The 20,064-nt window shown below is 64.1% G+C and carries 14 protein-coding genes and 1 tRNA gene; 10 read left to right on the top strand and 5 right to left on the bottom strand.

The genetic code is table 11. From position 1 onward, the window contains the following. The first annotated feature begins 104 nt into the window (after positions 1 to 104). The 5 genes from J2X24_RS16260 to J2X24_RS16240 all read left to right on the top strand — a co-directional run bounded on the left by J2X24_RS16260 (position 105) and on the right by J2X24_RS16240 (position 4,112). A complete protein-coding gene (locus tag J2X24_RS16260) occupies positions 105 to 815 on the top strand; it encodes an energy transducer TonB (RefSeq protein WP_209724017.1) in 711 nt (236 codons plus the stop codon). 177 nt (positions 816 to 992) lie between these two features. After that, on the top strand, positions 993 to 1,763 hold the full coding sequence (locus J2X24_RS16255; RefSeq protein ID WP_245344758.1) for a M48 family metallopeptidase: 771 nt from the start codon (positions 993 to 995) through the stop codon (positions 1,761 to 1,763). A gap of 77 nt (positions 1,764 to 1,840) precedes the next feature. Next, positions 1,841 to 1,916, top strand: a tRNA-His gene (locus J2X24_RS16250). Positions 1,917 to 2,103: 187 nt separating this feature from the next. Then, positions 2,104 to 3,177, top strand: a complete 1,074-nt coding sequence (locus J2X24_RS16245; RefSeq protein ID WP_209724015.1) for an NAD(P)/FAD-dependent oxidoreductase — start codon at positions 2,104 to 2,106, stop codon at positions 3,175 to 3,177. 35 nt (positions 3,178 to 3,212) lie between these two features. Beyond that, positions 3,213 to 4,112 (top strand): transglycosylase SLT domain-containing protein, encoded by a 900-nt coding sequence (locus J2X24_RS16240; protein WP_209724013.1) that lies wholly within the window; start codon positions 3,213 to 3,215, stop codon positions 4,110 to 4,112. Here the strand turns inward: J2X24_RS16240 and J2X24_RS16235 are convergent. Further along, complete coding sequence (locus J2X24_RS16235; protein WP_209724011.1) at positions 4,109 to 5,851, bottom strand: sensor histidine kinase; 1,743 nt, start codon at positions 5,849 to 5,851, stop codon at positions 4,109 to 4,111. The two genes, J2X24_RS16240 and J2X24_RS16235, sit on opposite strands and share 4 nt — an antisense overlap. Positions 5,852 to 6,019: 168 nt before the next feature. Between J2X24_RS16235 and spbR the strand changes: the two genes are divergently transcribed. Continuing rightward, positions 6,020 to 7,228, top strand: a complete 1,209-nt coding sequence (spbR, locus tag J2X24_RS16230; RefSeq protein WP_209724009.1) for a SpbR family protein — start codon at positions 6,020 to 6,022, stop codon at positions 7,226 to 7,228. A 69-nt stretch (positions 7,229 to 7,297) separates the two neighbouring features. On the opposite strand, the gene J2X24_RS16225 is transcribed toward spbR, so the two are convergent. The 3 genes from J2X24_RS16225 to J2X24_RS16215 all read right to left on the bottom strand — a co-directional run bounded on the left by J2X24_RS16225 (position 7,298) and on the right by J2X24_RS16215 (position 9,609). Further along, entirely contained in the window at positions 7,298 to 7,792 is a 495-nt protein-coding gene (locus tag J2X24_RS16225) for an Hpt domain-containing protein (RefSeq protein WP_209724007.1), read from the bottom strand. A gap of 125 nt (positions 7,793 to 7,917) precedes the next feature. Then, positions 7,918 to 8,676 (bottom strand): NAD kinase, encoded by a 759-nt coding sequence (locus J2X24_RS16220; protein ID WP_209724005.1) that lies wholly within the window; start codon positions 8,674 to 8,676, stop codon positions 7,918 to 7,920. Positions 8,677 to 8,730: 54 nt separating this feature from the next. Next, entirely contained in the window at positions 8,731 to 9,609 is an 879-nt protein-coding gene (locus tag J2X24_RS16215; protein WP_209724003.1) for a DUF2336 domain-containing protein, read from the bottom strand. Positions 9,610 to 9,810: 201 nt separating this feature from the next. Here J2X24_RS16215 and J2X24_RS16210 point away from each other — a divergent pair, with 201 nt between their 5' ends. Next, positions 9,811 to 11,193, top strand: coding sequence for a hypothetical protein (locus J2X24_RS16210; protein ID WP_245344757.1), 1,383 nt, complete (start codon positions 9,811 to 9,813; stop codon positions 11,191 to 11,193). Between the two features lie 269 nt (positions 11,194 to 11,462). Here the strand turns inward: J2X24_RS16210 and ypfJ are convergent, their stop codons facing one another. Further along, entirely contained in the window at positions 11,463 to 12,305 is an 843-nt protein-coding gene (gene ypfJ / locus J2X24_RS16205) for a KPN_02809 family neutral zinc metallopeptidase (protein ID WP_209724001.1), read from the bottom strand. Positions 12,306 to 12,485: 180 nt separating this feature from the next. Between ypfJ and J2X24_RS16200 the strand changes: the two genes are divergently transcribed. The 3 genes from J2X24_RS16200 to J2X24_RS16190 all read left to right on the top strand — a co-directional run bounded on the left by J2X24_RS16200 (position 12,486) and on the right by J2X24_RS16190 (position 19,704). Continuing rightward, a complete protein-coding gene (locus J2X24_RS16200) occupies positions 12,486 to 15,152 on the top strand; it encodes a M1 family metallopeptidase (RefSeq protein WP_209723998.1) in 2,667 nt (888 codons plus the stop codon). A 321-nt stretch (positions 15,153 to 15,473) separates the two neighbouring features. Continuing rightward, the gene (locus tag J2X24_RS16195; protein WP_245344756.1) at positions 15,474 to 16,559 is read left to right on the top strand and encodes an efflux RND transporter periplasmic adaptor subunit; all 1,086 of its coding nucleotides are present in this window, start codon (positions 15,474 to 15,476) and stop codon (positions 16,557 to 16,559) included. A gap of 4 nt (positions 16,560 to 16,563) precedes the next feature. Further along, positions 16,564 to 19,704, top strand: coding sequence for an efflux RND transporter permease subunit (locus tag J2X24_RS16190; RefSeq protein WP_209723994.1), 3,141 nt, complete (start codon positions 16,564 to 16,566; stop codon positions 19,702 to 19,704). Positions 19,705 to 20,064 lie beyond the last annotated feature (360 nt).

Below are 20,064 nucleotides of genomic sequence, written 5' to 3'. Positions count from 1 at the left end.
TGATGCAGGTGATTACCGCCTCATCGTTTTCGGACCCGACCCGGCAACCTTGCGGGCTGTAGTCGCTTCTGCGTGATGTTCAATCATGTAAGGAGACCGAAAACATGGACAACCCGGTCCATAACCGCCGCTCGGCTTTGGATATACATCCCAATAAACGCATACCGCCGTCCTTCTATGTCGCGCTTGGCGTCGCCATCGCGGTACACGCCGGCTTTGCCTATTACCTGCTGGACCAGCGCTTCGGCACAGGTCTTGAGCAGACCTGGACGCCGCCCGACCAACCGCGGACGATCGTCATCGACATGCCGGACAAGGCAAAGCCGACGCCGCCCCTGGAAAAGGAGACCATCCAGGTTCACAAGACGCCTGCGCCCGCCACCGAGGTCGAAACGACACCGATCATCCCGGTCGATGAACCCAGGACCGTTGCGGACACAGTGATCGACGCGCCACCCCTCCTGCCCCAGGCCGGAGGAGGAACGGTTACCGGCACCGGCGCCTCCGACGCACCAGCCCAGCCGGCTGTCGTCGTCGCGCGCTGGAGCCGATTCCCGGACGGTGCCGCCTTGGCCAACTACTATCCGGCGCGCGCCGAGGAAGACGAGGTCGAAGGCACGGCCACCGTGCAATGCGTCGTGCTGGACACGGCGGGCCGCGTGTCTTGCACGGCCGTCAGTGAAAAGCCCGGGGGCTACGGTTTTGGCGCCGCCACGGTCCGCATGGTGCAAGACAAAGGGCGCGTCGATATCAGCCAGGGCAATGTTCAGGTGGGCTCGGTGCTGCGCCAAACCGTTGTCTGGCGCATGAACTAACTGACGGACGGAAACCCGTCCTGTCTGGGGCGCTCCGGAAGCAATTTCGGAGCGCCTTTTTATGGACGCTGCTCCACGGCTCTATCGCTACATTATGCCGAAAACCGCTTACACTTTTCGGCGTATCGCTTTAATGTCCGCGCATATCGTTCCGAATATCCGACGGGGGACATCTCGATGAAACAGCGTATGAGCAAGTTCACGGCAGGCATTTCGCTGGCGGCTTTGTGTGTCGCGGGCGTCGTCCTGACGGGCTGCGAAAGCAATGAAGCGCTCGGCCGCTCGCAACTGATCCTGTTCGATGAGCGGTCCCTGGAACAAAGCGCCCTGGCCGGCTGGCAGGAGCAGCTCAGGACGGCCAAGGTTTCGCGCGATCCGGCGCTGAACGCCCGGCTGCAAACGGTCGGCGGTCGTATCGTCAAGGCGGCCGGCATGGGTGGATCGGCGTGGGAATACGTCCTGTTCGAGAACGACCAGCCGAACGCCTTCGTCATTCCGGGCAACAAGGTCGGCGTCAATACCGGCCTATTCAAGGTCGTGAAGAACGACGATCAGCTGGCGGCTGTCATCGGCCACGAAACCGCCCACGTCATCGGCCGCCATGCCGCGGAGCGCGCCTCGCAGCAGGCCGCCACCCAGGTCGGGCTCGAAATCGCCACGCGGACGACCGAAGGCCGCGTCCAGCAGGCCGTGGCCAATTATGGCGGCATGGGCGCGGCGTTGGGCCTTCTGCTGCCCTATTCGCGCAAGCACGAATCCGAAGCCGACAAGATCGGCGTCGACCTGATGGTCAAGGCCGGCTATCGCGCCTCCGAGTCGGTGACCTTATGGGAGAACATGTCGGCGCAGAAAACCAGCGCGCCGCCGCAGTTCCTGTCGACCCACCCGTCGGACAAGACGCGGATCAATGACCTGAAGGCCTATATCGCCGCGAAGGGTTATAAATAGTCCGTCTTGCATAAAGGCAAATTCGGGCTTGATCGCCGCGCCCTCTCGCGTTAGAGACACGCTCCTCGCGATGACGTGCCGTCTTAGCTCACTTGGTAGAGCGCCAGATTGTGGCTCTGGAGGTAGCTGGTTCGAAACCAGCAGACGGTACCATCGCCGAGTGAGGGCGCTTACGCCCGAACTCTAGTCTTTATCGCGCTTTTAGTCCGAAACAGCGTTCGGCGGAGCCAAAACCGCTTCACACGTTTCGGAAAGCGCTTCCTTCAGCCGACATGCCGCATGCCTCCCTTCGCCGGAACTGGTCAGGCGACGGCAGGTCCTTCATCTGCCGGCGCACTCCATGGCGACTTCCGAAACATCCCTGATCATCGTCGGCGGCGGCATTACCGGCCTGTGCCTGGCCGTGGCGGCGCAGGCGAAGGGGCTTAAGGTCCAGGTCATTGCGCGCGATAATACAGGCGAAACGGCCTCCGGAATTGCCGCCGGCATGATCGCTCCGGCCTTGGAGGGGCTTCTGGAGTTCGAGCCGGAGGTCGCCTACGCCCGCCTGCATCGCGCGCAACAGGCCTGGGTCGACCTGATGGAGGTGTGGCCGGCCGACGTTCGCGCCGCGCTGGAAAAGACGCGAGGTGAGGCGCACAGCCGCTATGTCTGGTATCAAAGCGACAATCTGAGTGACATCACCACGCCGCGGCTCAAGGCCATGGGTGTGCCGTTCGCCGCCCTGACCGATGAGCAACTTAAAGGCATTGCCGGCGACATGGACGGTGTCGAAGTGGCGGGTGACTGGCTGCTGTCCGGACAGGCAGTTCTCGAAAGCCTGAAGGCGCATGTGCTCGGCCACGGTGGAGAGCTCGTGACGGCGCCTGTCGCGGCCGTGTCCGCGACGACGGTGACCCTGGCCACGGGCGAAGTCCTGGCCGCCGGTCACGTGGCCGTGGCGGCAGGGTTTGGCGCCAGGGCGCTGGCGTCGTCGGTTCCGTCGCTCGGCGTGCTTGAGCCGGTAAAGGGCCATTTGCTCGATCTGCCGGGCCAGGGCGGGCAGGGGGTGGTGCGCTGGGCAGGTGGTTATCTGGCCGACCACGTCGCGATGGCCAAGTTCGGCGCCACCATGCAGTTCGGCCAGGACGACCTGGCGATAGAGCCCGAAGTTGTTGCGGATCTCAAGGCGCGGGCAACGGGCATGATGCCCTCGGTCGATCTCAGCGGCGCCACGCCGAAGACGGGCGTCCGCGCCTCGACGCCGGATTCGTGGCCCCTGATCGGCCGTGATGCGACAGGCGTCTATGTCGCCGTCGGCATGCGCCGCAACGGCTATGTCTTTGCGCCTTATGCAGCCAGGCTTTTGCTGGCGCTGATAGCAGGCGAGGCCCCGGACGCCGACGCAGCCCTCTACGACCCGAACCGGTTTTAAAGCCATATTAACCATGCATAGGGCAAAATTTGCCCATGCCGTTGCCGAGTAACCCGTCCGTTATGAGCCAGCTTGGGCGCGCCGCGGAAGCGGGCGCCACCGGAGTCATGGGCTCCATTCAGCGTGCGGCGGAGGCCACTGGCGTCGATTTCAGCTATCTGGTCAAGACGGCGAAGCGCGAAAGCTCGCTCAACCCGCACGCCAAGGCGCCAACCTCCTCGGCCGCCGGCCTGTTCCAGTTCATCGAGCAGACTTGGCTAGGCGTCCTGAAGTCCAAGGGCGCCAAGCACGGTTATGGCGGTTTCGCCGAACATATCACGCGGGGCAGGGACGGGCGGTTCCACGTCGCCGCCGACATGCGCAAGCAGGTGCTGGGCCTGCGCTATAATGCCGACGCCAATGCCGTCATGGCGGCGGAGATGACCGCCGGCCACGCCGCCTATCTCAAGGGCCGGATCGGCCGCGCCGCGACGCAGGGTGAGCTTTACGTCGCGCACTTCCTGGGACCAGATGGCGCGGCGGACCTGATCACCGCCAATGCCAATCGTCCCGGAGCTTCGGCCGCGGCGCTCTTTCCGGCGGCGGCGCGCGCCAATCCGACCATATTTTATCGCAAGGGCCAGCCCTTGAGCGTCGCGGAGGTCACGGCGCGGCTGACCAAGACGGGCGGCAGCGAACCCATGACGCTGCAGGCCGCGGCCAACCCCAGGCCGGCCGATGACGTCTTCGGCAATCCGCAGATCGTGGCGCGCCTCGACAAGCTGCGCGCCGATGCCGCCATTATGCAACTGGTGTTCGGCAATGGCGAAAATGAACCGGGCATGCTGTTCAATGCCCAGCTTCTGTCAGCCTTCGGACCAGATGGCGAGGGCGGCGAAGGCAAACGCGAGGCTTTGATGAAAGCCTTTGGGGGGACCGGCGGGTACAGCAGCTAATCCGACACAAGGGCGCGATACAGGCCTTCACGATTGTGCGGCAGCAGCAGCGGCTTGACCCCCAGCAACTGCAGGTCCTCGGCCTGGTCGCCGTTCGGCAGCAGGGCGACGATCCTGAGCCGCGCCGCTTCCTGCGTCGCGCGCAGGCTCGACAGGAAGGTATCGAGCGTCTGCCGGTTGACGTCCTCGTGCAGGTTTTCGAAACTGCCGGTCGCGATGACGCAGGCGTCCAGCCCGCCCTTTTGCGCCAGGGCCAGGGCGCGTTCCCGCGAGGTCGAGGTCAGACAGCGGTGGCCCATCTCTTCAAGCTGGTCGCGCAGTTGCGCCGCGCGCAGGGAATCGTTGGCCAGCAGCAGCACACGCAGGAAGGCTTCGCTTTCGGGAACGTCCGCCTCGGGCTCGGCGGGACGCACCGGCGCCGGGGCCAGGGCGTCATAGGGCAGGTCCAGCCAGAATTTCGAGCCGACGCCGGGGGTCGACTGGGCGCCCATGTCTCCGCCCATCAGCGCCGCCAGCGACCGCGACAGGCTTAACCCCAGGCCGGCGCCAGGGCAGCCGGCGGAGGTACGCGCGATGCGCTGATAAGGCGCGAACGCCTGCTCGACCTCTTCCGGGGACAGGCCGGGGCCGGAATCGACGACTTCGATGCGTACGACCTGCGTGCCCTCGGGACGGGTGACGCGGACTTCGACCCGACCCTGTTGCGTATATTGCAAGGCGTTGCTGACGAGATGTTCCAGGATCTGCTCGACCCGGTGCGTGTCGCCGATCGCGCTGCCCGATGCGGGCATCTCCGACGCTGACAGGGTGAAGCCCAGATCCTTGCCCTGGGCCAACGATGCGAACCCGGCCATGACGCGTTCGCAGATCAGTTCGATATCGAGCGGCAGTCGCTCGACGGCGATGTGTCCGGCCTCGGCCTCGTCATTATCCAGCGTGGTGACCAGGATGGTCTGCAGGCGGGCGACTTCTTCCAGCGCCGTCTCGACCAGGCGGCGCGGCGTGGGGGCGCGGGCGAGGCTGACCGCGCCTTGGGTCAGGTGATGCTCGATGCCCTGCAGCCCGGTCTTGACCTCGCGCGACAGGGTTTCCATCAGCGCCACCCGGGCGGCCGTCGCGTCTTCGCGGTCGCGCGCGGCGTCGAGCGCGCTGACCTGAAGCATATAGTGTTCGCGCATGTGACGGTTGAGCACCAGCGCCATGGCGAAGGCCAGGATCAGCCCGCCGGTCATGAGCGGCGCCGAACTGGTTTCCGACCGTGCGCTGTAGAGGACGAGGATAGGGCCGATCAGGGCGGCGGGGCCGACCGTGAGCAGGTGCAGCAGGACGGGCGTGCAGAAGAAGATAATGCTGATGGCGGCGCCGGCGCAGATCATCATCAGGACATCAGCGCCGGGACTTGTGCCGCCGGAGGTCAGGCTGATGACGGTCAGGCACAGGGCCCACAGGCCGCCGCCAACGCCCTGGCGCAGCAGGCGCGCCCTGACGTTGGCCTCTGTGCGCGGCGCGGCGGCCAGCGCTTCGGAGCGGTTGCGCAGGACCATGAAGGCCGGCCAGATGCCGCTGAGCAGCAGGATATAGACGGCCATCAGCCACGGCGACACGCTGGTCGCCGCCGCCCATATGAACAGCGGCAGGCCAATACCGAAAAAGCCCAGGGTATAGGGGAACATGCGCGCCTGCGCGCGCAGGCCGTAATCGGTCAGGACGGTGTGGGAGGGCACTTGGGACGCGGTCATGCCGGAACGCTAGCATATAGAGATTGCCGCCGGGTTTACCGTTACAATTTCTGGTCGCGAATAATCACGGCTCGTGCCGGAAGCGTGATCACGGAGGTAAAGGATTCGTTAGGCAAAACGCGCGAAAATTCGGGGTCCCCAAAAGGACTCGTCCCGAAGGATTCGCTCATGAATGCGCCATCTGTCCAAAGCTCCGCCGCTCCGGCCCGCAGCCCCCTGTCCCAGGCCGATATCCAGCGCCTGGTCAAAAGCGAGAATGCCGATGACCGCGCCGTGGCAACGCATAAGATCTGCCGCGTCATGGAGCGCGCCGAGCTGACCGAAGGCGATCGCGCCGCGGCGCAGGAGATCATCCGCATGATGGCGCATGACGCCGCCGAGCTGGTGCGCCGCGCCCTGGCGGTGACCCTGCGCACTTCGGACCTGGTGCCGCACGACGTCGCCATGACGCTGGCCCAGGACGTGGCCAGTGTCGCCGTGCCCCTGCTCAGCCATTCGCCCCTGTTCACCGACAAGGACCTCAGCGACATTATCCGCAGCGGCGGCGCCACGCGCCAGATCGCCATCGCCAAGCGCGAGACGCTGTCGGAAACCGTGACGGCCGCCCTGGCCGATAACGCGGTCGAAGAGGCGGTCGTCATCGCCTGCGCCAACGACAATGCCCGTTTTTCCGAAAACAGCATGGGCAAGGTGGTGGACCGTTTCGGCGAATCCGAAGTCCTGCACAGCGTCCTGATCAACCGCGCCACCTTGCCGGTGGCGATCAGCGAGCGCCTGGTGCACATGGTCAGCGCGGCCATGCGCGAGCACCTGGTCACGCGTCACGCCATCAAGCCGGAAACGGCGGTGGAACTGGTCAATGCGGCGCAGGAGCGGGCGACGCTCGACATGGCCGACGCCTCGGGCGTCAGCCGTGACCCGTCGGAACTGGTAAAACACCTGTCGGCCAATGGCCGCCTGACGCCGTCGCTGATGCTGCGCGCCCTGGCGCGCGGCCACATGCCCTTCTTCGAACACGCCCTGGCCGAACTGTCGGGCGTGTCGCACGACCGCACCTGGCTGATGGTGCACGACGCCGGATCGCTCGGCTTACGCGCCATCTACGACCGGGCCGGCATGCCGGCCCGGCTGTTCCAGACCTTCCGTATCGCGGTCGATACCTGGCGCACCCTGCACGCCGAAGCCGGTCACCTGGATGCGATCAGCTTCCAGGAGCGTCTGATCGAGCGCTTCCTGACTCAGGTGCCGTTCGCGCCGCGCGAAGACCTCATCTATCTCTATGAGCGCCTGGACCGTGATTCCAAAGGCCGCAAGTGGAGCACGCAAACGGCTGAGCAGGCTTCGGGGCCGGAAGCCGCGCTCGGCAGGGCCGCCTGACAGACGACAGGACAATAAAAAAGCCGCCGGAACAACTGGCGGCTTTTTTATTGTCGATAGCGAAGGGGATCAGGTGTTGCGGCCGATCGAGTCGAGGTGTTCCTTGACGCGCGCTTCCAGGGTCTCGGCCAGGATCTTGCCCATCGGGTGATTGTCGGCCTTGATCTGGTCGCGGACGATGGCGCGGATGGTGTCGAGGTGGGCGTCGACCAGCTTGCGCGGCGCCAGCTTGCGCTTGTCGTCCTCGTCCAGCATCTTGCACAGCGAACCGGCGACGCGGGTGATGAAAGGATAGCCGTAGGTCGTGCCAAGGCCCTTGAGGTCATGCGCCCGGTAGAACAGCTGTTCGCTGTGCGCGTCGGTATAGCCCTCGGTCTTGATCAGGTTCTGGACGTCTTCCAGCTTGCGGATTTCATCCATCAGCCAGTCGTCGAACTGTTCCGACAGGTCGGCCAGGGCGGCTTCGGCCTTGGCGATGGCTTCGGCGTCAAGGGCGCCCAGCCGGCCGCCAACCTTGGCGCGCAGCGTGTTGGGGACCTGGATGATCTGGGCTTTTTCCGGCATTGGCATGGTACTGTGACCTTTGGACGCTTGTCTTGTCGGGCGACCTTAACCCGGTCGGGTTTAAGAAGAGCTAATAGTTAGCGAAAAATTGTGCATTCCGCCGCGCGAACGCTTAACCAAAGTCGTTACGACGCGAACTGTTCCGCCATGACGCGTTCGTCATAGCCGTTGCCGGCGTCGAACAGCAGGGTTGCCTTGAGATTGTCGGCTTCGGAGATGTCGACGGACACGACGTCGCGAACTTCGAATGTATCGGCGGTGGCGCTGATCGGACGCTTGTCGACCTCCAGCGCCTCGAAGCGGACCTGGGCGGTGTGCGGCAGGATGGCGCCGCGCCAGCGCCTCGGTCGGAAGGCGCTGATCGGCGTCAGTGCCAGCGCCTTGGCGGTCAGGGGGATGATCGGGCCGTGCGCCGACAGGTTGTAGGCGGTCGATCCGGCGGGCGTGGCGACCATGGCGCCGTCGCAGATCAGTTCATCTAGCCGGACCGTGCCGTCGATGAAGATGCGCAGCTTGGCGCCCTGGTGGGTCTGGCGCAGGATCGAGACTTCATTGAAGGCGAGGGACTGATGCTCGCGGCCGTCGCGGTCGCGCGCCGTCATGCTCAGGGGACTGATCAGGGTGCTTTCGCTCTTGAGGATCCGTTCGAGCAGCGCGTCTTCTGAGAAGTCGTTGAGCAGGAAGCCGACGCTGCCGCGGTTCATGCCGAAGATCGGGATCTGTTCACGCAGGTAGCGGTGGACGGTCTGCAGCAAGAAGCCGTCACCGCCAAGCGCCACGACGACATCCGGCTTGGCGGCCGAGCCGTAGAGCGCCTTGAGCCGCGCACAGGCGGCCTGGGCTTCGGGACGTTCGGAGGCGGTGAAGTCGAGACGAAGGGACATAACGCAAGGTCTAACCTGCTTTATCTCTTAAAGTCTAAATAAATCAGCAGGCGATCAGGCCGCGATCAGGAGTTTTTGCCGGGCTTCGGCCGGGGACAGGCTGAAGATCGACAGGATCAGCGGCCGGTGCGCGGCGTTGCAATCGGCATCGCCGGGGCGCGCGGATTGCCAGTGCGGCAGGAGATTGAGGAAGATGGCGCGGTCGAGCCCCAGCGCGCAGCACAGGAGCGCCAGCGGCGCCGCCGACGGACCTGCGACGGCGCGCTGCAGGTGCGTGGCTTCGCAATCGAGCCGGCGGGCGCTTTCGAGCAGGAAACGGTCCAGCCGGCCGGCGCGTAAGATTCGCACCAGCTTCAGGTTGTCGTCGCTCAGGCCATAGCCAGCGACGATGCGCCGGCTGGCGCGCGACAGGGCGGGGTGACGCAGCAGGGCGGCGCGTAGGCGTGGACGCTCATTGGCCAGGCGTGCCAGCGTGGTCTGGTCATCGTCATCGAAGCGCAACCTGTGGTTTTCCGCCACGGCCACCAGCACGGCGTCGCTATTTGAGCGGATCAGGGCCTTGAGGACGCGGGCGTCGAGGTCGGGGCGGCGAGCCACCAGCAGGTGATGAGGCTCACCGGTGGCGGCGATGAGGGCCAGCAGGGCAGGGGTGTCGAGCGACGACACCTGGCCGCCGATCAGGGGGGCGGCCAGGTCGACCGGCATCTGGCACAGTTGGACGACCAGGTCCTGCAGCGACTGGATGGGGGGGCGTGGTTCGCTGACGCGTTCCACCGGTCGTGCCTGGCTGTGCGCCAGCCAGACATAGCCGGGCGAGGCATGAAAATCGCGCGCATGAACCGGCGGACGCGCGATAGTCAGGGGACCAGGCGTCTGGGGCGCCGTTTCGGCAGCGGCGGCAAACTGTGGAACGGTAAGGGCGTGCGTGCGCAAGGCGTGTTGAACCCGACAGACGGAAATATCTTTAATGGAATCTGACAGGGCATGGTGAACACTTGCTTAATGTCTTGCGATAACCGAGTTGTGTGCTCTCGCGTACAGTTTTTCAGATTTTTGACGCGCGTGTTAATCTTGTTTCAATTGACCCGTCCTAAGGTGGCAGACTGTTGTTAGTAGTCCCCTCAAGGGCGTTGCATGTCAGATACTGATCCAGCTGTTCCCGCAGACCTGGCCGCACTGGCGTCCGGCACTGAAAAGCTGCCGCTGGTACGTGAAGACGCGGTGGTCATTGTCGAGCGCCTGCGTGAAACCAAGGTGGATATTACCGGCCGGGCCTTCCTGCTAAAGCTCGATACGCTCATCGTGCGCCTAGGCGCCAAGTGGGATGCCAAGGCCGAATTCGTATTCGCGCACCTGAAGACGACCTTCGAGCGCCAGTTCGAAGAGCCCAACTGGTGCATCAAGATCAATGACGACGCCTGGATGGCGCTGTTGCCCGCCATAGGCTCGCGCAAGGGCGCCCTGGCCGTGGCCGATATCTGGCGCGACCTGTGCGGCTTTTTCGTCGGTGACATGTCTTCGCTCGAAGTGCCGATCTACGAGGTCCATGTCGAGGACGTCGACGCCTTCCTGCTGAAGAAGATCGACCTCAACACCTGGTTTGGACCGGGCGAGGTCGACCAGGGACCGCTCAAGACGCGCAACGGCCAGTTCAATTCCGAAGCGGGCGGCGATACCACCGGCGGCAACGGCGCCCAGGCGCAGGCCGCCAATCGTCCCGTCATCGTCGCGGCGACCGTGAGCTATGGCGGCCGCAACCTCAAGGTCGCCAGCGCCGTCGAACCCCTGTTCGAGATGAAGAAGATGGTCATGATCGGCCATCGTCTCGAAGCCATGGTGATGGAGAATATCGACAACACCCTGCTGGACCGCAAGGCGTTGGCCAATCTCGACTGGAACCTGCGCGAGCACGTCGACCTGACCAATATCGACCAGGGCCTGAAGCTGCTCAGGCTGAAGACCGCCGAACAGCGCAAGATGATGATGGTCGTGCCGGCGGCGTTTTCGACCTTCGCATCGGCGCGGGCGCGTCAGAAGATCACGACCGAAGTCGCGCGCGCCGCGGCCGAGCTTGGGCTGAAGGTCCTGTTCGAAGTGCGGGGGCTGGACGGCGTGCCGCCGCACCGCGTGCTGGAAATCGTGTCGCTGATCAAGCCGTTCTGCATGACCGTGGTCGGGTCCGTCAGCCCTGACCGCAAGGTCATTTCGACGCTCAACAAGTGCGGCCTGTCGGGCGTCTGCATTGAATACGATGGCGTCAAGCGCGACGAAGACGCTTTGAAGGACTATCTGGGTGCGCTGAGCACCGCCGCGAAGGCATCCGCCGGCGCCTGCATGGTTCAGGGTTTCGACAATTACCGCCAGATGGCCGTCGCGCGCCTGGCCGGCGTCACCCACGCCAGCATGAAGACGGCCGCGCTGATGTCGCCCAAGGCCGCTGCCCACGTCGCCAAATCGGCCGCGGACGCGCTGCGCGACAGCGGCGTATCGCTCAACGCGGCGCTGCCGGAGTCCTAGCTCGCTGGATACCATTACGCTCCCACCTCCCTACCGCGTAGCGGGGAGGTGGCATTTGCGCTAGCAAATGACGGAGGGGTATCTCGAGGCCAAACACCCCTCCACCGCATCGCCTTCGCTCACGCTAGAGCATGATGCGTTTAAATCGAACCGCTATCATGCTCTAGGTTTTTGTTTTATCGCGATATTTAGCCAAAAACCGCTGCACACTTTTTGGCATATCGCTCTAGGTTGTGCGGTCCCCCACGTTTCGCCTAGGAGGGAGAGACTTAGCCGAACGTGTCGCAGGCCGAGGGATTGCCGGTATCGTAACCCGTCCTGAACCACTTCATGCGGTCGGCGGAGCTGCCGTGCGTGAAGCTGTCCGGCACCACCATGCCCTGACCGCGCTTCTGCAGGGTGTCGTCACCGACCGCGGCCGCGGCCCGCAGGCCTTCTTCGACATCGCCTGCCTCCAGCCAGTTCAGCTTGGTGTTCGACTGCTTGGCCCAGACGCCGGCATAGCAGTCGGCCTGAAGCTCGAGCCGCACCGACAGGACATTGCCCTCGCGCTCGCTGAGGCGTTGCTGCGCGGCCTGGACCTTTTCGCTGATGCCCAGCACGTTCTGGACGTGGTGGCCGGCTTCGTGGGCGATGACGTAGGCCATGGCGAAATCCCCGCCGGCGCCCAGGTCTTTCTCAAGCGTGTTGATGAAGTTCAGGTCGATATAGATGGTGTCATCCGCCGGGCAATAGAACGGCCCCATGGCCGACTGCCCCATGCCGCAGCCTGTCTGGGTTCCGCCTGTATAAAGCGCGATCTGCGACGGGCGGTAGGTCTGGTTGCGCGCCTGGAACAACGGCGTCCACGTGTCGATGGTCGAGGTATGGATAACATCGGCGAATTGACAGGCCGTATCGCCTTCGGGGCAAGCCGAGGCCTGAACCGCGCCGCTGCCGGCGACCTGCTGCGTCGGCGCCGTTTCCAGGAAGGTGCGTGGGTCTATGCCGAAGACAAAATAACCGATCAAGGCCACAACGACCGTAACAATGCCGCCACCGCCGGCGATCGCGCCCGCGCCCATACCGCGGCGGTCCTGCACGCCGCTTGAGCGGCCCAAATCCCATCTCATTATTGAGCTCCTGATCCGTGACGCACCCCGAGGAACAGGGTAGGGGGAATTAACCCTGTGTTCAAGAGTGATGGCGATGCGGAAAGGTCGTCAAAAATGAAACCTTTCCGTTTGTTAATTATTGTTCATAAAACGCCTGTGCTACGCCTGACGGAATTTTTCCGTTTCCAGGATGTTTTCATGCGTTCGTTCCTGCTTGCCACTGCCGCCGTTTTTGTTCTTTCGGGGGTGGCGCTTGCCGATACGCCCGCGTCCCCCGCTGCACCGGCGGCGCAAGCATTGCCCGCCGATATTCCGCTCGGCAAGCTGCCCGATACGGCCATGCCAAAAGGCTATCGCGTCGACCTGACGGTCAATCCGGACACGGAACGCTTCTCCGGCCATACCGAGATCGACGTCGACCTGAAGACGGCTTCGGCCGCGCTCCACATGCACGGCCGCGACCTGAACGTCACGAAAGCCGTGGCGGTCCAGGACGGCAAGGAGATCGCCGTCGCCTGGCAGCAATTGGAGCCGCTGGGCGTGGCGCGCGTGACCTTCGCCACGCCGCTCAAGGCCGGCAAGGTGACGCTGAAATTCGATTATGACGCAGCCTTTGGCGACGGTCCCGCCGGGCTTTACCGCATCAAGGTCGCGGACCAGTGGTACGCCTGGTCGCAACTGCAGTCGATCGACGCCCGCGCCGTCTTCCCGTCGTTCGACGAGCCCGGCTTCAAGACGCCTTTCACCGTCAGCCTGACCACAAAGGCGGACGCCGTCGCGGTATCCAATGCGCCCGAAACCGGCAGCGTTAAGGTGGGCGACATGGTGAAGCATACCTTCAAGGCGACCGAGCCGCTGCCGACCTATCTGATGGCGTTTGTCGTCGGTCCCTTCGCCGTCGCGGAGAGCACTATTCCGCCGACGCCGCAGCGTTCGCACCCACTGCCCATCCGCATCCTGGCGACCCAGCCCGGCAAGGACCGCCTGGCTTACGCGCTGGAGGAAACCAAGCCGATCATCCGGCACCTGGAAGCCTATTTCAACATGGGTTTCCCCTATCCCAAGCTCGACCAGATCGCGTCGCCGGTCATGCCGGGCGCCATGGAAAACGCAGGCGCCGATATCTATGGCGACAATATCCTGCTGCTGGACGCGAACGCCTCGACGACACAGAAGCAGACCTTCGGCATGGTTGTCGCCCACGAACTGGCGCACCAGTGGTTCGGCGACTACGTCACGCCCGCCTGGTGGGACGATATCTGGCTCAATGAGAGCTTCGCCAACTGGATGGGCTACCGCATCGGCGACGAATGGCGGCCGGAGTTGAACATCGGCATCGGCGCCACCAACGAGGGCTTTGTGGCGATGAACACCGACGCTTTGAAGGTCGGCCGCCCGATCCACCAGCCGATCAAAACCAACAGCGACATCGATTCGGCCTTCGACACGATTACCTACGGCAAGGGCGGCCACGTCGTCGCCATGGTCGCCGCCTATCTGGGCGATAATACCTTCCGCGACGGCGTCCGCCTGCACATGTCGCGTCACCCGCACGGCAATGCGACGACCGAGGAGTTCTTCGGCGCCCTGGCCGACGCCGCCAAGGAGCCGCGCGTCCTGGCGGCGATGAAGAGCTTCATCGGCCAGCAGGGCGTGCCGGTCATTGACTTCCGTCACGACGGCGGCAAGGTCATCGCCACCCAGTCGCGCTACGCCAAGCTGGGTACCACGCTCGACGCCCAGACCTGGATCGTGCCGTTGTGCATCCGTCAGGGCGAGGCGCGGAACTGTACCCTGCTCGACAAGACGAGGCAGGAAATCACCATGCCGGGCAAGGGCGCCTTTGTGCCCAATGCCGGCGGCACCGGCTATTACCGCTTCAACCTGACGCCCGCAGACTGGGATGCGCTCATCGCGACCGGCGCTAAGCTGCCGGCGGGCGAGGGGATTGCCGCCACCGACAGCCTGTGGGCGCAGTTCAGCGCCGGGCGGATCGATGCCGGCCACCTGATCACGGCCGCGCGCAGCCTGGCCGACAATCCGGACTCCAACGTCGCCGTTGATGGCGGCGACCGCATGAGCTACTTCGTCGATCGCGGCTTCCTGGCCGAGACTGACCTGACCGACTATCGCCGTGTCATGGCCGGCATCTATGCGCCGCGCCTGACTGCGCTTGGCTTCGATCCTAAGGCCGGCGCGCATAAGGCCGACAGCCCGGACACGCAAAAGCTGCGTCAGTCCCTGGTCAAGCTGGTGGCCGATGACGCCCATGATCCTGCCGTGCGCAAGACGCTCAAGACGGCGGCCGCCGCTTATCTGGCTGGCGACAAGACGGCGATCGACAACGCTTTTACCGTGCGCGCCCTGGCGGTGCACGTGGAGGACGGAGGCCTGCCCGCGGCCAAGGACATGCTGGAGCGCGTGCTGACGACCAAGGACGAGCTGTTCCGCGCCCGTGCCCTGGGGGCCGTGACGTCGGGCGCCACCAAGGAAACTGCCGACTGGCTGCTGGGCGGCGTGCTGGACGACGCGCGCCTGCGCACGCCCGACAAGCTGGTCCTGATGGGCGGGCTGTTCGGCAACGGCAAGACGCGAGACCAGGCCTATGAGTGGCTGAAGACCAATTACGAAGTCTTCTCGGCGCGCACGGGCATCTTCGCCGCCGGCCGCGTGGCGTCCCTGCCGGGCACCTACTGTTCGGTGGAAAAGGCCGAGGAGATCGAGCGCATCATGCGTCCCAAGGTCCGGGCCGCCGGCCGGGGCGAGCTTGCGTTCAACCGGATGCTGGAAAATATGCGCAACTGCAGCGTCTTGAAGGATGCGAAGGGCGCCGAGGTCAGGGCTGCGTTCAAGGCCGTGAAGTAAACGGCGAACAGGTGGCCGGCATCATATCGGCCGCCTGTTTCGTGCAAGCCTGCTGACAGATATGTGCCTGAACGTGTGACATATTTCCTGCGACTTCGCAGGAAATATTTTCATAACGGCGGTCTGCCGCACTTCCCGTGAGGCGAGTTTAGTGGCAAGTTAAGTCTTGCGGTGCAATATGCGCACCTTGTTGGATTAGGGGTAGGCCACACGCCTGGGGCGTGCGGCGCGTTTTCATGGGCGTTTCCGGCGGCCGCGGGCCGTTCGCAAATGCACCATGCCGGATGGATAACGAAAAAACTGGGATCGATTGGTATGTTCATGGGGTTGACGAAGGGCAAGGGCCCGCTGGTGGCGGTCGGTCTTTGCGTTGTGCTGGCCGGTGCGTTGACCGGATGCGAGCACAAGGATGAGGCCAAGGCCAAGGCGACGACGCCGGCCAATGCCACGCTCGTGAACTATGTCACGGCCGGTCAGGATACGGCCCCCGTCACCGTGAGTGGATCGGGGACCATCAGCGCCTGGCAGGAAGTGCCGATCGGCGCCGAAACCGGCGGCCTGACGGCCGTCGCCCTGCTGGTCGATGAAGGCCAGAGCGTGGCCAAGGGCCAGCCCTTGCTGAAAATGAACGACGTGCTGCTTCAGGCCCAGGTCCGCCAGGCCAAGGCTTCGGCCGTCCAGGCGGAAAAAGCCTATGCCCGCGCCAAGGAACTCCACGACAAGCAATATCTGTCGGCGGCGGCGCTGGACCAGGCCTTTGCCAATCAGGAAACGACCGCGGCCGCGCTGGCGACTGCCCAGACCCAATTGTCGCTGGCCACAGTGCGTGCACCGGTCGCCGGCGTGATCTCTTCGCGCAAGGCCGTGCTGGGCCAGGTCATTCAGCCCGGCGCAGAGCTGTTCCGCATCGTGCGCGATGGCCGCATCGAACTGAACATGGAAGTCGTCGAAAGCGAACTCAGCATGGTCAAGGCCGGCATGCCCGCCAGCGTGACGACCGCCACGACTGGCACCGTCACCGGCACCGTCCGCATCGTCACGCCGATGGTCGATCCGGCGACGCGTCTGGGTTACGCCCGGATCTCGGTGCCGTGGTCCTCCGGCCTGCGTCCGGGCATGTTCGCCTCCGGCCAGGTCAGTGTCGGCTCGCAAAGTGTGACGACCGTGCCGCAGGTGGCCATCGTCTATTCGGAAAATACACCGGGCGTCTTCGTTGTCGGCGCCGACGGCAAGGCCCACCGCCGCAAGGTGACCCTGGGCGGACAGTCCGGCAAGAACGTCATCGTCCGCGAAGGCCTTCAGTCTGGCGATCGCATCGTCACCACGGGCGCAGGCTTCCTGAATGATGGCGACAAGGTCAAGCTTCAGGCCGCTTCGGCGCCGGCACGCGGCGCTACGGGAGCCTAAGGTCATGTCGACACAAGGCGACCATTACGAACGCGCCGCAAAGGCGTCCACCGGCGGCTTCCAGATATCGTCCTGGTCGATCCGCAACCCGATCCCGACCATCGTCTTCTTCCTGGTGATGACCGTCGCCGGGTGGATGGGCTTCAACTCGATGCGCGTCAACAACTGGCCGGACGTCGACTTCCCCATGGTCGTCGTCACCGTGATCCGGTCCGGCGCGGCCCCGACCGAACTGGAAAACCAGGTCACGCGGATCGTCGAGGACTCGGTCGCGGGCCTCGGCGGGGTGCGTCACAGCCAGTCCTATGTCAATGAAGGCGCATCGACGACCGTCGTTACCTTCCAGCTCGACGTAGACCTTGAAAAAGCGACGAATGACGTCCGTAACGCCGTGGCCGGCGTGCGCGGGAACCTGCCCGCCGACGTCCAGGACCCGATCGTGTCGCGCGTCGAGAATGCCCAGGGCCAGGCGCTTCTGACCTACGTCATTCGCGCCGACAACATGACCCCGGAGCAGCTGAGCTGGTATGTCGACAACGACGTCGCCAAGCGCGTCCTAGCCGTCAAGGGCGTGTCGCAGCTGAACCGCAAGGGCGGGGTCAATCGCGAAATCCGCATCGAACTGGATCCGGCCAAGCTGGCGGCTCAGGGCGTGACCGCCGCGGCGATTTCGAACCAGCTGCGCTCCGAAAACGTCAACATGCCGGGCGGCCGCTTCAATGTCGGCACGACCGAACAAAACATCCGCACCGTCGGCGGCGCCAACAGCGTCGCTGAACTGTCGGAGCGTCGCATCGCCCTGCCGAATGGCTCCAGCGTCCGCCTCGGCGACCTGGGTTCGGTGGTCGACTCGTGGTCCGAGCCGCGCGCCCGCGCCCGCTATAATGGCGAGGAGGTCGTCGGCTTCGACATCCAGCGTACGCGTGGCACCTCCGAAGCGCACGTCGCCAAGCAGGTCCGCGAAGTCATCGCCAAGCTTAAGGACGAAAACAAGAACCTGCGCATCGAGCAGGTGGCGTCTTCGGTCGATGAGGTCAATCTCAGCTTCCACTCGTCGATGGAGGCGCTGATCATCGGCGCGCTTCTGGCCGTGTTCGTCGTGTGGCTGTTCCTGCGCGACTGGCGGGCGACCTTCGTGTCCGCCATGGCCATGCCGATGTCGCTGCTGCCGACCTTTTTCGTCATGTGGATGACCAACCAGTCGTTCAACGTCGTGACCCTGCTGGCCCTGGCCCTGACCGTCGGTATCCTGGTCGACGACGCCATCGTGGAAATCGAAAACATCGTCCGCCACATCCGCGAAGGCAAGCCGCCCTATCAGGCCGCCATCGAAGCCGCCGACGAAATCGGCCTGGCGGTGGTGGCGACGACCGCGACCCTCATCGCCGTGTTCGCGCCGACGGGCTTCATGCCGGGCATTGTCGGCCAGTTCTTCAAGAGCTTCGCCATCGCGTGTTGTGTGAGTGTTTTCTTCTCGCTGGTCGTGGCCCGGACCCTGACCCCGCTCATGGGCGCCTATCTGCTGCGTGACCACGGCAACAAGCACAAGGAAGACAAGCCGTTCTGGATGGACGGTTACCTGAAGACCCTGCGCTGGTCGCTGCGCCACAAGGTGGTTGTGGTTCTGCTCAGCTTTGGCTTTTTCGCCGGCTCGATTGCCATGCTGGTCATGATCCCCAGCGACAACATCCCCGCCGGCGATGTATCGATGTCGGTAATGAATGTGGCGCTGCCGCCGGGCTCGACCCTACAGGAAACCGATGATGCCGTGAAGCGGATCAGCGCCGATCTCCAAAAGCGCGATGAAGTCACCAGCACGTTCGTCACTATGGAAATGGAGAAGGCGACCATCATCGCCAACCTGGTGCCACAGGACAAACGTGACCTCAGCCAGTCGGAGTTCGAGCAGGCCTTCTCCAAGTCGCTCGACAGCTATCCGGGTGTGCACGCCAGCTTCGGCGCCGAAGGCGGCGGCGGCACCGGCGTGGCCTACATCCTGGTGTCAGAAAACGCCCAGAGCCTGACGCACGCGGCCGTGCGCCTCCAGCAGGAGATGGCCGGTCTGCCGGAACTGACCAACGTGTCTTCCGAAGACAACCTGACGCGGCCGGAAATCGTCATTACGCCCAAGCCTGAACAGGCGGCCTTGCTGGGTGTGTCGACCGCCGACATCTCTTCGGCCGCGCGCGTCGCGACCATGGGCGATATCGATCAGATCCTGGCCAAGTACAACGAAGGCGACCGCCAGATCCCGATCCGCGTCATGCTCAAATCCGACGCCCGCGCCGAGGTCACCAACCTGTCGACCATGATGGTGCCGACGCGCGCCGGCACCTCGGTGCCGCTGAGCGCGGTCGCCGATATCCGCTTCGGCGCCGGTCCGATCCAGATCAACCGTCTCGACCGCGTGCGTTCGGCCACCGTCAAGGCCGACCTCAACGGCGTGCCGACTGGTCTCGCCGACAAGGCGGTCGAGGGGACGCAGGTCATGAAGGATATCCGTGCCGGCATGAAGAATCCTTCGGCAGCGAAGTATCCGGGCGTCCGCGTCCAGGTCAATCCGAACGTCGAAGACTTCGCCGACATGGGTAAGAACTTCGTCGTCGCCATTCTGACCGGCATCGGTCTGATGTACGTCGTCCTGGTTTTGCTGTTCGGTTCGTTCAGCCACCCGCTGACCATCATCCTCGCCCTGCCGCTCAGCTTCGGCGGCGCCTTCATCGGCCTGATCCTGTGCGGTATGAGCATGTCCATGCCGGCCTTCATCGGCCTGATCATGCTGGTCGGCATCGCCGCCAAGAACTCGATCCTGCTGGTGGAATACGCCATGGTCGCGATCAAGGGCGGCATGAAGCGTGAGGACGCGCTGATCGAAGCGTCCCGCAAGCGGGCGCGGCCGATCATCATGACGACGGTCGCCATGGGCGCGGGCATGATCCCGGTCGCGGTCGGCATCGACAGCTTCCGCCAGCCGATGGCCGTCGCCGTGATCGGCGGCCTGATCACTTCGACCCTGCTGTCGCTGCTCTATGTGCCGGTCGTCTATGTCTTGATTGACAAGGTATCGAACTTCTTCATCAAGTTGTTTGCCCCGCTCTTCCGCGCTCAGGGCAAGGACCAGCCGGAGACCAAGCCGGCGGAGTAATCCGCCTGCCTCAAGAAACAGAAAAGCTCCGGTTCACAAGAGCCGGGGCTTTTCTTGTATCGGCTGATGCTGGTAATCCCCCTTCCGTCATCTTCGCCCTCGCGGGCTTGATGCCACCTTCCCCGTAAACGGGGAAGGAAAAGCAAGATGTATGGACAGTAAATTCCTTCCCCGTTTACGGGGAAGGTGGCATTTGCGGAGCAAATGACGGAAGGGGGCGGTATTAGGACCAAGCGTTCGGTTTGGACGTGTTGCGCTCCAGAGCATGATGCGTTTAAGTCGAACCGCCATCATGCTCTAGGTTTTTGTTTTATCGCGATATTTAGCCAAAAACCGCTGTACACTTTTGGGCATATCGCT

The sequence above is a fragment of the Asticcacaulis solisilvae genome (assembly GCF_017875235.1).
In the GTDB taxonomy this organism is placed as follows: domain Bacteria; phylum Pseudomonadota; class Alphaproteobacteria; order Caulobacterales; family Caulobacteraceae; genus Asticcacaulis; species Asticcacaulis solisilvae_A.
This window is presented reverse-complemented; position numbering and strand designations above follow the sequence as displayed.